13 protein-coding genes and 2 tRNA genes are annotated in these 13,939 nt (G+C 62.6%); 10 read left to right on the top strand and 5 right to left on the bottom strand.

Going from position 1 to position 13,939, the window contains the following annotated elements; all coding sequences use genetic code 11:
- The first annotated feature begins 83 nt into the window (after positions 1–83).
- The 7 genes from HRU92_RS03010 (at position 84) to HRU92_RS02980 (ending at position 6,041) form a co-directional block, all read left to right on the top strand.
- Positions 84–1,238: a benzoate/H(+) symporter BenE family transporter gene (locus tag HRU92_RS03010; protein WP_172122946.1), complete on the top strand. Its 1,155-nt coding sequence runs from the start codon at positions 84–86 to the stop codon at positions 1,236–1,238.
- Complete coding sequence (locus tag HRU92_RS03005) at positions 1,235–1,864, top strand: NTP transferase domain-containing protein (RefSeq protein ID WP_172122945.1); 630 nt, start codon at positions 1,235–1,237, stop codon at positions 1,862–1,864. The genes HRU92_RS03010 and HRU92_RS03005 overlap by 4 nt, the downstream gene beginning before the upstream one ends.
- Before the next feature lie 80 nt (positions 1,865–1,944).
- Positions 1,945–2,020 (top strand) — tRNA-Asn (locus HRU92_RS03000).
- Between the two features lie 114 nt (positions 2,021–2,134).
- Entirely contained in the window at positions 2,135–2,590 is a 456-nt protein-coding gene (locus HRU92_RS02995; RefSeq protein ID WP_172122944.1) for an SRPBCC domain-containing protein, read from the top strand.
- Positions 2,591–2,747: 157 nt separating this feature from the next.
- Entirely contained in the window at positions 2,748–3,797 is a 1,050-nt protein-coding gene (locus HRU92_RS02990; RefSeq protein WP_173087546.1) for a cysteine synthase A, read from the top strand.
- Positions 3,798–3,864: 67 nt separating this feature from the next.
- Complete coding sequence (cls, locus tag HRU92_RS02985; protein WP_248305255.1) at positions 3,865–5,316, top strand: cardiolipin synthase; 1,452 nt, start codon at positions 3,865–3,867, stop codon at positions 5,314–5,316.
- Positions 5,317–5,324: 8 nt separating this feature from the next.
- On the top strand, positions 5,325–6,041 hold the full coding sequence (locus HRU92_RS02980) for an alanyl-tRNA editing protein (RefSeq protein WP_172122943.1): 717 nt from the start codon (positions 5,325–5,327) through the stop codon (positions 6,039–6,041).
- 6 nt (positions 6,042–6,047) lie between these two features.
- Here HRU92_RS02980 and HRU92_RS02975 read toward each other — a convergent pair whose 3' ends face one another.
- From HRU92_RS02975 to HRU92_RS02955, 5 genes are all read right to left on the bottom strand, one after another.
- The gene (locus HRU92_RS02975) at positions 6,048–7,088 is read right to left on the bottom strand and encodes an amino acid ABC transporter substrate-binding protein (RefSeq protein ID WP_173087544.1); all 1,041 of its coding nucleotides are present in this window, start codon (positions 7,086–7,088) and stop codon (positions 6,048–6,050) included.
- A 93-nt stretch (positions 7,089–7,181) separates the two neighbouring features.
- On the bottom strand, positions 7,182–7,982 hold the full coding sequence (locus tag HRU92_RS02970; protein ID WP_127752584.1) for an amino acid ABC transporter ATP-binding protein: 801 nt from the start codon (positions 7,980–7,982) through the stop codon (positions 7,182–7,184).
- 3 nt (positions 7,983–7,985) lie between these two features.
- Complete coding sequence (locus HRU92_RS02965) at positions 7,986–9,113, bottom strand: amino acid ABC transporter permease (RefSeq protein ID WP_172122941.1); 1,128 nt, start codon at positions 9,111–9,113, stop codon at positions 7,986–7,988.
- Between the two features lie 4 nt (positions 9,114–9,117).
- Positions 9,118–10,653 (bottom strand): ABC transporter permease subunit, encoded by a 1,536-nt coding sequence (locus tag HRU92_RS02960; RefSeq protein WP_172122940.1) that lies wholly within the window; start codon positions 10,651–10,653, stop codon positions 9,118–9,120.
- Between the two features lie 165 nt (positions 10,654–10,818).
- The gene (locus tag HRU92_RS02955) at positions 10,819–11,835 is read right to left on the bottom strand and encodes an amino acid ABC transporter substrate-binding protein (protein ID WP_127752581.1); all 1,017 of its coding nucleotides are present in this window, start codon (positions 11,833–11,835) and stop codon (positions 10,819–10,821) included.
- A gap of 211 nt (positions 11,836–12,046) precedes the next feature.
- On the opposite strand from HRU92_RS02955, the gene metC reads away from it, so the two are divergent.
- The 3 genes from metC (at position 12,047) to HRU92_RS02940 (ending at position 13,740) form a co-directional block, all read left to right on the top strand.
- Positions 12,047–13,237 carry a cystathionine beta-lyase gene (metC, locus tag HRU92_RS02950; RefSeq protein WP_173087542.1) on the top strand — a complete coding sequence of 397 codons (1,191 nt, stop codon included), beginning with the start codon at positions 12,047–12,049 and terminating at the stop codon, positions 13,235–13,237.
- Between the two features lie 92 nt (positions 13,238–13,329).
- Positions 13,330–13,406, top strand: a tRNA-Pro gene (locus tag HRU92_RS02945).
- A gap of 28 nt (positions 13,407–13,434) precedes the next feature.
- Positions 13,435–13,740, top strand: coding sequence for an ETC complex I subunit (locus HRU92_RS02940; RefSeq protein WP_173087540.1), 306 nt, complete (start codon positions 13,435–13,437; stop codon positions 13,738–13,740).
- The last annotated feature ends 199 nt before the right edge of the window (positions 13,741–13,939 follow it).

The raw sequence follows: 13,939 nt of genomic DNA, 5'->3' as shown, positions 1-13,939 counted from the left end.
GGCGGTCGCCACTGGGAAGAGCAAGCGTGTCCACCAACACATCAACACAAGACACTGGCTGGCGAATCTATCTGCAGCCAATCATGGCTGGCGCGCTCGCGGCGGTGGTTGGCTATGCCAGCACCTTTACCGTGGTGCTGGCGGCGCTGACCGCAGCCGGCGCTTCGCCCCAGCAGGCCGGATCGGGGCTGTTCGCTGCGTGCCTGGTGATCGGGGTCCTCAACATTGTGGGCAGCGCAAGGCTGCGCGTGCCGGTGAGCTTTGCCTGGTCAACACCGGGCATGGCGTTCTTGCTGACGGCGGGCGCGACCGAGGGTGGGTTCCCGGCGGTGCTGGGCGGGTTCATGGTGGCAGCCGGGCTGATCGTGCTGACGGGACTGTTCAAGCCTCTGGCGCGGCTGATGGGCGCGATTCCGGCTCCGATCGCCAACGCCATGCTCGCGGGCATGTTGCTGCCGCTCTGCCTGGTGCCGCTGACCGCCGTGGCGGAACTGCCGGCGCTGGCACTGCCGATTCTGCTGGCCTGGGTGGTGGCGCTGCGTTTTGCCCGGCGCTATGCGGTGCCGATCGCCGTGGCGGTAACGGCGGCCATGCTGGCGGTATCGACGCATCTGGCGCCCGGCTCGCTGGACGGGACCTGGCCTGCCTTGCTGCCGTTGATGCCGCACTTTACGCTCGATGGCGCGCTACGGCTGGGCCTGCCACTCTTTATCGTCACCATGGCGTCGCAGAATCTGCCCGGGCTCGCAGTGCTGCAGGCCAATGGCTATCACCCGGCGCCCGCGCCATTGTTTACAGTGACGGGGCTGGCCAGCGCCGTTTCGGCGGTGTTCGGCGGGCATACTGTTAATCTGGCCGCGCTGACTGCGGCGATTTGTGCCGGCCCCGAATCCCACCCGGAACCTCAGCATCGCTGGCCCGCGCCAATCGCTGCGGGTGTCGTCTACCTGTTTCTGGGTTTGGCCGCGAGCCTGGCGGCCGCGTTCATTGCCGCTTCGCCGCCCTTGCTGATTCAGACGGTGGCAGGCCTCGCACTGCTGTCGAGCCTCGTGGCGGCGCTGACTGGGGCGCTGGCGGAGGAAGAGGTGCGGCTGCCGGCAATGATGTGCTTCATCACCACGGCTTCCGGCATCACCATCGCCGGACTAGGCGCCCCCTTCTGGGGTCTCGTCGGTGGCATCGGCATGCTGGTGCTGCTGGGCTGGAAGCTGAACCGCAACACAGCGACGCGCTCATGAGCCTCCCCTTCGGCGTCATCATCGCCGGGGGTGCGGGGCAGCGGCTGGGTGGGGTGCGCAAGGCGGAACTGCGCGTCGGCGGGGTGCGCCTGCTCGAGCGGGTGGCAGCCGCGTTCGGACCTGTCGCTGCGCCCTTGTTGATTGCGACAGGGCCTCATCGAGCACCGGCTCCGCTGCCGGACGGGGCGCTCGCCGTCCCAGACCTCCCTGCCGCGGTTGGCGGCCCGCTGGCTGGGCTGGCGGCTGCGGTGGCAGCACTGAAGCAAAGCGGCATCGAATCGGGTGTGCTGGTATCGGCACCGGTGGATACGCCGTTTTTGCCGGCCGGTTTTGCCCAGGTGATGGCCGATGCGCTGGGGCAGGCAGAGGCGATCTATGCAAGGCATGACCAAGACTTCTACCCGCCGGTTGCCGCGTGGCGGCTGGAGGCGCTGCAATCGCTGGCCGGTGATGTTGGCAGGAGCTCCGCGCCAGCCAGCCTCAAGGCGCTGCACCGGCAGCTGGGCTCGGCGGAACTGGACTGGCCGGCGGAGGAGAGTAATCCATTCATCAACATCAACACGCTAGCCGAGGTGCTGGCGGCCGAAAAACGTGAGCGCCAACATAATCCACCGCAAATTTCGTGAACTGGTGGCTTAGGGGGTTGGCAAACCAAATCACATTGGTTACACGGACCACGCCTTCGCAAGAAGGCCACCGAATGTCTTCCGCGATAGCTCAGTTGGTAGAGCAAGCGGCTGTTAACCGCTGGGTCGTAGGTTCGAGTCCTACTCGCGGAGCCATTCGTTTATCAAGGGTCGAGCCCAGCTCCCCATCTTACCCAGCACCGCATTGAACCAGTTCAGCGACCACGACATTGTGGCCGATGACGCTGGCTTGCACAGAAAGGCTCCCCTATGAGCGACGGCATGGACCTCGATGGCGAAAGCCAAATCACTTTGACCCGCACCATCGATGCCGAACTGGCCGATGTGTTTGCCGCTTGGACCGATCCGGCACTGATCGAGCAGTGGCAGGCCGACTATGCCGAGTTCGACGCCTTTGAAGGCGGGGACTACCGCTTTGTCACCTATGGGGATGATGAAGACCCCGATGAGCATGTGGTCAGCGGGGAAGTGCTGCAGTTCGTCGAAAACCAGCGGCTGGTGCTGTCCTGGGTGCACAAGGACGAGGAAGACGAAGAGAACGAGCTGCTGTTCGTACTCGATATCGTGTTCGAGGCTGCGGGCGAAGGGCGCACGCGGATTACCCTCACCGAACGGGGCCTGCCCCATGCCGATCCGCAGACGCGCATCTTTTCCATGGAAGCCTGGAGCGCGGCCATGGAGCAGTTGGCCGAAGTGATCGGCTGACGCGGGAACAGGGTTCTAGCGGGGAGCGGCTTGCCAGCATGAGGGCCCACCCGAGCCGGTGCGTGGAGAACAGCTTCCCCCAGTGCACCCTTCTGCCTTGTGACACGTTGGGTGCACACCTACACTAAGCTCTCCCCAACCCGAACGCACACGATCCATGGCCAAGCACAAAGACCTGATTTCCGCTATCGGCAACACGCCGCTGATCCGCCTCAACCGTGTTTCCGAGCTGACGGGCTGCGAAATCTGGGGCAAGGCCGAGTTTTTGAACCCCGGCCAGTCGGTCAAGGACCGGGCAGCGCTGTTTATCATCCATGACGCGGTGAAAAGCGGGGCCCTCAAGCCCGGCGGCACGATCGTCGAAGGCACGGCGGGCAATACCGGCATCGGGCTGACGCTGGTCGCCAATTCGCTCGGCTTCAAATCGGTGATCGTGATCCCCGAAACCCAGAGCCAGGAAAAAAAGGACGCCTTGCGCCTGTTTGGCGCCGAGCTGATCGAGGTTCCGGCCAAGCCCTATCGCCACCCCAATAATTACATCAAGGTTTCTGGGCGGCTGGCCGAAAAGCTGGCGCGGGAGTTGCCGGGCGGCGCGATCTGGGCCAACCAGTTCGACAATGTCTCGAACCGGCGCGCGCATGTGGAAACCACCGGTCCCGAAATCTGGCAGCAGACCAATGGCCGGATCGATGGCTTTATTTGCGCGGTGGGCTCGGGCGGCACGCTCGCCGGTGTCGCCGAAGCCCTGCGGGCGCGCAGCTCGGATGTGCGCATCGGGCTGGCTGATCCCGAAGGGGCGGCGCTTTATAGCTATTACACGACGGGCCAGCTGGCGTCCTCGGGCGATTCGATCACCGAGGGCATCGGCCAGGGCCGGATCACGGCCAATCTCGAAGGCCTGACGATCGACAACCCCTACCAGATCCCGGACGCAGAGGCCCTGCCCTATGTGTTCGACCTGCTCGAGCACGAGGGCATTTGCCTTGGCGGTTCGAGCGCGATCAATATCGCGGGCGCCGTGCGCATGGCGCGCGACCTCGGCCCCGGAAAGACGATCGTCACCACACTTTGCGATTACGGCAACCGGTACCAGAGCAAGCTCTATAATCCCGAGTTCCTGCGAGCAAAGGGACTGCCGGTCCCCCGCTGGCTCGAGGAGCGCCCCAGCATCGACATTTCCTCGGTGATGGAAGCAGACCCGGCCTGAGCCACTCAACCATTGTGCCCGGGCCGGCGCCTGCTAGATTGACGCCGCAACAGGTTCGGGCACAGCATTGTTTAGTTTAATAGATATTCTCGACATGGTGGCGGCCGATCTGCACCTGATCGCCATCGCGTCCGCACTGATCTACCTTTTGGCGCTGGTCTGCGCCGTGCGCGAAATCATGAATTCGCGCACCTCGCAGGGCTCCATCGCCTGGCTGCTGTCGCTGCTGCTGCTGCCCTTCCCCACCGCGTTTCTCTACCTGATCTTTGGCTGGAAGTTTTTTGACGACTACGCCACCGACCGCATTCGCAACGGGCGTTCGGCGCGGCCGTTGCGGGCCAAGGATTTGTCGCTGATCGACCGGGAGACCAGTGAGCGCTGGCCGGTGCAGAGCAAGGTTTCCGAGGTGCCTTTTCTCAACGGCAATGAGGTGGAACTGCTGATCGATGGGCAGGCCACCTTCGACTCGATCTTTGCCGGGATAGCGCGGGCCAAGTCTTATCTCCTCGTGCAGTTCTATATCGTGCGCGACGATGCACTGGGCCAGGAACTGGCAGAGCGGCTGATCGAGCGCGCCAAGGCGGGCGTCAAGATTCGACTGCTCTATGACGATGTGGGCAGCACCGGGATGCCCCGGAAGTATCGCAAGCGCCTGCGCGAAGCGGGTATCAGCGTTGCCGGCTTCAACCAGCGGCACAAATTCCTGCGCATGTATGGGCCCAGCCGCATCAACTATCGCAACCACCGCAAGATCGTGGTGGTGGATGGCGAGGAAGCCTGGGTGGGCGGGCACAATGTGGGGGTGGAGTATATCGGCCTCGACAAGCGGTTCGGCCATTGGCGCGATACCCATGTGAAGGTATCGGGCCCGGCCGCGCTTGGCTGCGCGTTGCTGTTCCGCGAAGATTGGGAATGGGCGACGGGGGAAGTGCTGCCCTCGACGCCCCCCGAAGTGGTCAAGACGCCGGGCGACGAATCGGTGCTGGTGATGGGGAGCGGGCCGGCCGACAAGCTCGAGGAATGCGCCATCGCCTTTACCGACATCATCGGGCGGGCGCGTGAGCGGCTCTGGATCGTCAGCCCCTATTTCGTGCCGGACACCGATATCCGCACGGCGCTGTTTGCCGCACGGCTACGGGGCGTTGATGTGCGGATCATGCTGCCCAATGTGCCCGACCACAAGATGGTGTGGCTCGCCAGCATTGCCCATGCCGATGCAATGGTGGAGCATGGCGTGTCGATCTACCGCTATGTGAACGGCTTCCTGCACCAGAAGGTGGTGCTGATGGATGACCAGATCGCCTCGGTGGGCAGTGTCAATTTCGACAACCGGTCCTTTGCGATCAATTTCGAGATCACCTTGTGGTTCGCCGATCCCAAATCGATCCAGGCGGTGGAATCCATGCTGATCCAGGATTTCGAGGGCTGCCGGCAGGTGGACATGGAAGAAGTCACCACCCGCAGCCTGCCCATGCGCTTCCTGACGCAGGCAGCGCGCCTGCTTTCCCCCCTGCTTTGAGTGCCGAGATGACCCAGTTCCTGTTTCGCGACGACAGCTATCTTCGCTCCACCCCTGCCACCGTGACGGCGATCACGCCCGAAGGCGGGATCGTGCTCGACCGGACGGTGTTTTATGCCACCTCGGGCGGGCAGCCGGGCGATAGCGGCACGCTGCAGCGGGCGGAAGGCTCGGCAATCAGTATTGCGACGGCAGTTCACCCTGATGGCGACAAGACGCAGATCGTGCATGTGCCCGAGGCTGGGGCGGCGCTGCCGGAGGTGGGGGAAGAAGTTATGCTCGAGGTCGACTGGGAGCGGCGCTACCGGCTGATGCGCATGCATAGCGCGCTGCATCTGTTGTCGGTCGCCCTGCCCTTCCCCGTGACTGGCGGCTCGATCGGGGCGGACAAGGGGCGGCTCGATTTCCAGATGCCAGAAGTGCCCGGGGACATGGCGGCAGTGGAAGCGGCGCTCAACGCCATGGTGGAAGCGGCGCACCCCATCAGCCAGGAATGGATCAGCGACGCGGAAATGGAAGCCAATCCCGAGCTGATCAAGACCATGAATGTCAAGCCGCCGATGGGCCAGGGGCGGGTGCGGCTGATCCGGATCGGCTCGATCGACCTGCAGCCCTGCGGGGGCACGCATGTGGCCAATACGAGCGAGATCGGGCCGCTGCGGATCGGCAAGATCGAGAATAAAGGCAAGCAGAACAGGCGCGTAAACCTGCTTTTTGCCGATTAGATTCCGCTACATAATGGGCGGCGCATAAAGCAGCCCACCATTGCTCCAGAGCGCATTTTGACCGCGCAGCAGCGCCGCCCCGGTTTGCGGGCCAAAATGGCGGTCATAGAGTTCGGCATAGTTGCCGACCGCGCGGACAACATCGCTCATGAAGGTGCGCCGGAGGCCCAGTGGCGTGCCGAAATCACCATCCACCCCCAGCAGGCGCCGCACGGCGGGAGTGCGGGCATTGGCCAGGGAGTTGGTGTTAAGGGCGGTGATGCCCACTTCCTCGGCGTTGATCAGGGCGAAGATGGTCCATTTAACGATGTTGAACCATTGATCGTCACCGGCGCGGACGGCCGGGCCCAACAGCTCCTTGGAAATGCGCTCGGGCAGGATGCGATGATTGGCCGGCTCGGGCAGATCGCGGCGCATTGCCTGCAGCTGGCGGCCTGATGCCGAGACGGCCTGGCAAAGCCCGGCGCGATAAGCGACCGCCAGATCGGCCACGTCCTCATAGGGCACTTCGGTATAGCTGGCCTGGTTGAGGAAAAAGAATTCCTGCACGCGCTCGAGCTCTTCGCCGCCATCGATCACGCAGATGCTGATTTCGTCGAGCTCAAAGGCGGAAACCACGCCAAGCGACTGCGGGACCATGAAGGCTTGCCCGTCGAAAAAGGCGGTGGCAACAAAGCTCGCCCCAAAGAGCGTATCGCGCCGCTGCGTCCAAGAGCCGTTGCGGGTGAGCACATCGACCTGCCCGGTCTGGAGGGGGGCAAAGCGGCTTTCGCCGCGCAGGGCACGAAACTCGATGAGGTTGGGGTCGCCGAACACCGCGGCAGCAATGCCGCGGCACAAATCGACGTCAAAACCAGACCAGCGCCCTTCGGCATCCTGCTGGGCAAAGCCGGGCAAGGGACTGGTGGCGCCGCAGATCAGAAAGCCGCGGTCGCGCACGGTTTGCAGCGTTTGCGCCTGCGCCGCGCCAGTGCTGGCGAGCGCCAACGCGCAAAGACCTGCCAGCGCTATGGCAATCCGCAGCAACAGCTTGGAAAAACGGCTCAATACGATGTCTTGCTCCATTGCGCGCCCATATTGGACCGGGCCGCCAGTGGGTCAATCCATCAGTGGCTGATCTTCACCAAAGAGCGTGCGGCATTAATGCAGGATCTGGCTCAAAAAGAGACGGGTCCGCTCATGCTGTGGCGCCGAGAAGAAGGCTTCGGGCTCGTTTTGCTCGATGATCTGGCCCTGGTCCATGAAGATGACCCGGTTAGCGACCTGCCGGGCGAACCCCATTTCGTGGGTGACGCAGATCATGGTCATGCCTTCTTCGGCGAGCGAGATCATCACATCCAGTACTTCCTTGACCATTTCAGGGTCTAGCGCGGAGGTCGGCTCGTCAAAGAGCATGATCCGCGGCTGCATGCAGAGCGAGCGGGCAATGGCGACACGCTGTTGCTGGCCGCCGGACAGCTGGCCGGGGAATTTGTTGGCCTGTTCGGGGATCTTGACGCGCTCGAGATAATGCATGGCCGTGGCTTCCGCCTCAGCCTTGGGGATGCCGCGCACCCAGATGGGTGCGAGGGTCAGGTTCTGCAGAATGGTCAGGTGCGGAAAGAGGTTGAAGTGCTGGAACACCATGCCGACTTCCCGGCGCACCTCATCGATGCGCTTGAGATCGGCCGTCAGTTCGGTGCCGTTGACGATGATCCGCCCTTCCTGGTGCTCTTCGAGGCGGTTGATGCAGCGGATCAGGGTGGATTTGCCCGAGCCCGAGGGCCCCGCAATAACGATGCGCTCGCCCTGCATGACACGGAGGTTGATGTCGCGCAGAACATGGAAATCGGCATACCATTTGTGCATGCCGATCACGTCAATGGCCACGTCCGTCTTGGACACCTGCATGCCCTCGGTGCGGATATCACGTTCCACCGTGGTTTCGGAAACTTGGCTCATAACTTACCTCTTGTGCCCGGTATCCAGCCGACGCTCCATCCAGAGCGAATAGCGGGACATGGCGAAACAGAAAATCCAGAACATGAAGGCGGCAAAGATGTAGCCGGTCACGGCCTGGGTTGGAGATGCCCAATCGATGTCGGCGCTGGCGGCCTGAACGGTGCCGAGCAGATCGAAGATGCCGACGATGGAGACCAGCGACGTATCCTTGAACAGGGCAATGAAGTTGTTCACCAGGCCCGGAATGACGTGCTTGAGCGCCTGGGGCAGGATGATGAAGTACATCCGCTTCCAGTAGCCCAGCCCCAAGGCCGCCGCCGCCTCGTACTGCCCGCGCGGTAGCGCCTGAAGGCCGCCACGCACCGTTTCGGCCACATAGGCCGAGGTGAAGAGCGTGACGCCCACCAAGGCGCGCAGCAGCTTGTCCACCGTCGTGCCGGCCGGCATGAACAGCGGCAGCATGATCGATGCCATGAAGAGCACCGAGATCAGCGGCACGGCGCGCCAGAGCTCGATGAACATGACGCAGAGCGTCTTGATGATGGGCAGCTTGGATTGCCGCCCGAGGGCAAGCAGGATGCCGATCGGGAAGGAGCAGATGATGCCCACCAGCGAAATGATGAGCGTGACCATGAGGCCACCCCAATCACCGGTCGGCACGGTGCGCAGGCCGAAAACGCCGCCATGCAGCAGGTAGAAGCTCACCACCGGGAACACCAGGAAGAACAGCAGGGCCGTGGTGCGCTTGAAGGGTGCCGCGGGCGTCAGCAGCGAAACGATGAGCACCGCCAGCAGGGCAAAGACGAGGTTGGGCCGCCAGTACTGGTCGATGGGGTAGAAGCCGTAGATGAAGAAGTTGAAGCGGGCATAAATATAGGCCCAGCAAGCGCCTGCCCCTTCGGCGCGGCATTCAAGAACGGTGCCCGTTGGCCCCACGGCGTGGCCGATGATGAAGTTGTAGATCGGCGGGACGGCCCAGAGGAGGAACAGCATCCCGACGATGGTGTAGAGCGCGTCGGTCGGGGTGGCGAAGAGGTTCCGCTGCAGCCAAAGGATCGGGCCGCCGGTGCGGCCGGGAGCCGGTTTGGAGGCGATGAAGTCCTTGCGGACAAAGCCGAGATCTGTGGTCATGGTTCTAGCGCTCCACCAGGGCCACGCGGCCATTGTACCAGTTCATGAATGCCGAGGTGAGCAGCGAGATGGTGAGATAGACCGCCATGGTCAGGGCAACCACCTCGATGGCCTTGCCGGTCTGGTTGAGCGTGGTGCCCATGAAGACGTTCACCAGTTCGGGATAGCCGATAGCCGCGCCAAGCGAGGAGTTCTTGGTGAGGTTGAGATATTGGCTGGTCAGCGGCGGCACGATCACGCGCATGGCCTGGGGAATGATAACCAGGCGCAGCCGATCACCTTCCTTGAGGCCGAGCGACTGGGCCGCCTCGGTCTGGCCTTTGCTGACGGCGCGAATGCCGCCACGAACGTTCTCGGCGATAAAGGCGGCCGTATAGATGGCCAGCCCGAAAACCAGGGCGACAAGTTCGGGCGGGAGCTGGACGCCGCCGCGGAAGTTGAAGCGCTGCAGCTCGGGCACTTCAAAGGCCAACTCGGCACCGATGAGATAGTAGAGCAGCAGGGGAATGCCGGCGACCACCAGAATGGGCAGCGCCGTGGGGAACTTGCTATCGTCGGCGGGCGTGTCGCTGATGCGGACCAGGGTGAGCCAGCCGACGGTCAGCCCGAGAAGCGCCGCACCGACATAGATGACCACAGCAGGCAGCCACGCGAACATGCCCTGCAGCAGGAAGACCAGGACGATCCAGCTAAGGGCGAAAGCGACGAATCCCCCGGCATAGGGGCGGAGCGCCGTGAAGGTCAGGCCCGCCAACACCGCGCCGCCGAGCGCGGCAACGGCCGGCTGGCCGAGGGCGGGCAGCAGCGTGCCGATCAGAGAAAAGGCAAGATAGCCGAGGGCAAACATGACGAGCGCATTGGCAATGCGGGCAGCCAGCACAATGGCGGCAGGATAGTGCCCTGTAAGCGTGCGCTGGCGCGTGGCCCAGACACCGATACCAATGGCGGCGAGGAGGCATAGGGCGAAGGCCACTGCAACCCAGATGAACTCGTGGTCCGGCAAGGGTTTGGGCACCATGATGCCGCGCTGGTTGACATAGACTCCCAGGGGCAGGAGGAAGCTGTCGCGCACGGCCGGCATGGCCTTGAGCACCGCGAAGTACCAGAAGAAGAGCTGCAGCAGCAGGGGGATGTTGCGGATGGTCTCGATATAGACCGTAGCCACACGGGCGATCAGCCAGTTGGAAGATAAGCGCGCGATGCCGAGGGCAAAGCCGATGATTGTAGCAAAGAAGATGCCGATCACGGCGACAAGCAGCGTATTGAGCAGGCCGGCGAGAAAGGCCTCCCAATAGAGCGACGTGCGGCTCCAGGGGATCAGCGTGAAGCTGATATCGAAACCAGCGGTGCGGAACAGGAAATCGAAGCCGGTGGTCTTGTTCTGGGCGGCGAGGTTCTGGGCGGTGTTGAGAATGATCCAGCCGAAAAAGGCGATCACCGCCGCCGCAACGAGAACTTGGTAGATAATGCCCCGGATTACCGGGTCATTCACCAAGGAGCTGCGCGGCGCTCTGGTGCCGAGGGTTTCTTGCATGGCCATGTGGCATGCGGTCCTTTCATGATGAACCCGAGTTGCAAAAGGATATGGCAGCACAAGGCAGTCGGCCCTGCATGGCAGAAAAACCAAATCTTCCGGCAACCCAATAGTCGGTTCGAATCAAAACCGGCGCTTTCGTGGGAAAGCGCCGGCTGGTTACTTCAAGGCTTAGCGGATCGGCGGGGCGTACTGCAGACCGCCATCGGTCCACAGCGCATTGAGGCCACGCTCCAGCCCGATAGCGGTGTCGGGACCGACATTGCGGTTGAAGGCTTCGCCGTAGTTACCCACGAGCTTGATGATCTGGTAGGCCCAGTCCTTGGTGAGGCCGATCGGGGTGCCGAAATCGCCTTCAACGCCGAGCAGGCGCTTGATGGCCGGATTGTCCGAGCCCAGCATTTCATCGACATTGGCGGAGGTTACGCCCAGTTCTTCAGCTTCCAGCAGGGCGAAATAGGCCCAGCGGTTGATGTTGAACCACAGATCGTCGCCCTGGCGCACCACAGGGCCAAGCGGCTCCTTGGAGATGATTTCGGGCAGGATGATATGCTCGTCGGGATTGGCGAACTTGGAGCGCTCGGCAGCAAGCGCCGAAGCATCGGTGGTGTAGACGTCGCAACGGCCATCTTCATAGGCCTTCACCACTTCGTCCTGATCAACAAAGACGACGGTGTTGAATTCGAGATTGTTGGCCGCGAAGTAGTCGGCGGCATTTAGCTCGGTCGTGGTGCCCGATTCGATGCAGATGGCTGCGCCCGAAAGGTCCGTGGCCGCAGCGATGCCATCGGCCTCGCGCACCATGAAGCCCTGGCCGTCATAATAAATCGTGCCGATGAACTTGATGCCCAGATCGGTATCGCGGCTCATGGTCCAGGTGGTGGTACGCGACAGAATATCGATTTCGCCGGCAGACAGAGCTGCAAAGCGCTCCTGGGAGGTCAGGGGCGTGTAGCGGACGGCTTCGGCGTCGTTGAAGATGGCGGCAGCCACGGCGCGGCAGAAGTCGACCTCGAGGCCGGCCCACTTGTTGTTGGCGTCCGGTGCCGAGAAGCCGGCAACACCGCCGGTAACGCCGCATTGAACATAGCCCTTGGCTTTAACGTCGCCGAGCGTATCGGCGTAGGCGGCAGTTGCTGTGAGGCCAAAAGCGGCAGTCACAGCGAACTTGACGAGCGTCTTGTGCATTCGGTTGCCTTTTGTTTCCTGACTAGTGTCCCACAGCTCGTTCGGCGCAGGCGCCCGGCTCTGGTTGCACCGCCGCTTGGTTGGGCGGCTTTGATGCTGATATGCATCGAACCGACTAAAGCCATTTGCGTCAAGAGCCCAAGCTAGCTCTCCCGCGATGATTTGGCGTATATTTAGTCAGAACAGCGATTTGACGTGGAAGTGAGCATAGATGCATCGCCAAAATTCATCCGACGAGACCCTCAAACTGTCCGTCGAAACCTTGCTCACCCATGCTGGCCGCTCGCCCGAGGATCAGTTCGGGTTTGTGAATACCCCGGTTTATCGCGGTTCAACCGTACTGTTCAACAGCCTGGCAGATCTGGAAGCCCAGGAGCAGCGCTACTTGTATGGTCGAGCGGGAAATCCCACCACTGCCAGCGTTGAAGCGGTTGTCACGGCGCTGGAAGGCGCGCATCGCACCCTCCTGCTCCCCTCTGGCCTTGCTGCCATTACTGTGGCCCTGTTGGCCTGCGTCAAGGCGGGTGATGATGTGCTAATCTCGGACAGTGCCTATGATCCGGTGCGCAAGTTTGCCGATGGCTTTCTCGCGCGAATGGGGGTGACAGCGCGCTATTATGATCCGCGGATCGGCGCGGGATTGGCCGCCATGATGCAGCCTAACACCAAGGCGGTGCTGGCGGAAAGCCCGGGCTCGCTGACCTTTGAAGTGCAAGACCTGCCCGCACTGGCGAAGGTTGCCCATGATGGGGGAGCGCGGCTGCTGGTGGACAATAGTTGGGCGAGCCCGCTCTATCACCAGCCGCTAGCGCTGGGCGCTGATATCGTCATGCATGCCGGCACCAAGATGTTTGTGGGCCATTCCGATGCGTTTGCCGGCACGATTTCCACCACAGAAGCCGTTTGGGCCGATGTGTTGAAGACACGCACACTGCTGGGCTTTTTCACCTCCGGGGACGAAGCCTTCCTTGTGGCACGGGGTTTGCGCACGCTGGCGATTCGAATGGCGGAGCACCAGAAGCGGGCCCTAGAGATGGCGCGCTGGCTTGAGGAGCAGCCTGAGGTGGCGGCGGTATTGCATCCGGGCCTGCCCAGCCACCCCGACCATGCGCTGTTCCAGCGTGATTTCACCGGCTCGGGGAGCCTGTTCAGCATTGTGCTCGCCCCTGCCCCGCGCGCGGCCCTCGCCGCGTTCGTTGATGGGTTGTCGCTGTTTTCGATGGGCTATTCCTGGGGCGGCTATGAAAGCCTTTGCCTGCCGATCAAGCCAGCTGGGAGCCGCACGGCGGTGCCGTGGACGCAGGAGGGCAATATGTTGCGGCTCCATATCGGGTTCGAGGCGATCGATGATCTGAAGGCCGATCTCGCGCGGGCACTGGAGCGCTATAGCGCCGCGCGGTGAACCAAATCGCGTGATACACGATTAGTGTGAAATGAGGGGCACGGGTGCCTTGCCCTTTGCGCCGGAACAGGCTAACCACTGCCCGGCGATCTCGGAGTGTAGCTCAGCCTGGTAGAGCACCGGTTTTGGGAACCGGGGGTCCAAAGTTCGAATCTTTGTACTCCGACCATCGCACCGCATAGTCTTGAGGTTGTTCCATGACCGCTCGCATTTACCGTCCTGCCCGTAGCGCGACGCAATCGGGCAAGGGCAAGTCCAAGCAGTGGGTCCTGGTGCATGAGCAGGCAACTCCCCGCTCGATCGAAGGGCTGATGGGCTATACCAGCTCGGCCGATACGCGCCAGCAGATCCGCCTCTCGTTCGAGACGCTGGAAGCAGCCGAAGCTTATGCGCAAAAGAATGGCATCGCTTATTCGGTGCAGCCGGCCCATGAGCCCACCGTCAAGCGCGTGAGCTATCCCGACAATTTCCGCCACGACCGCAAGGCACCCTGGACGCACTAGGCGTTCCATTGCCGACGGGGTGTTGGCTGCCCCTGCTGGTGATGGCGGGGGTTTTTGCACGCCCGTCTGGTTTGGTTTTTTGATGCGCGGCCTAGGCGGGTAGTTGTTGGGAAGCTTTCCCGAGGCATCTCGGGATGGGCCCCGGCTCAAGGCCGGGGTGACAGGTGTGGGTGGGGTTAGCGCGGTGCGCCACCCCCGG

Origin of the sequence: Devosia sp. 1635 (assembly GCF_013185955.1) — a bacterium.
GTDB lineage: Bacteria > Pseudomonadota > Alphaproteobacteria > Rhizobiales > Devosiaceae > Devosia.
Note: the sequence above shows the minus strand (reverse complement) of the source record. Positions and strands in the feature narration are given on the sequence as shown.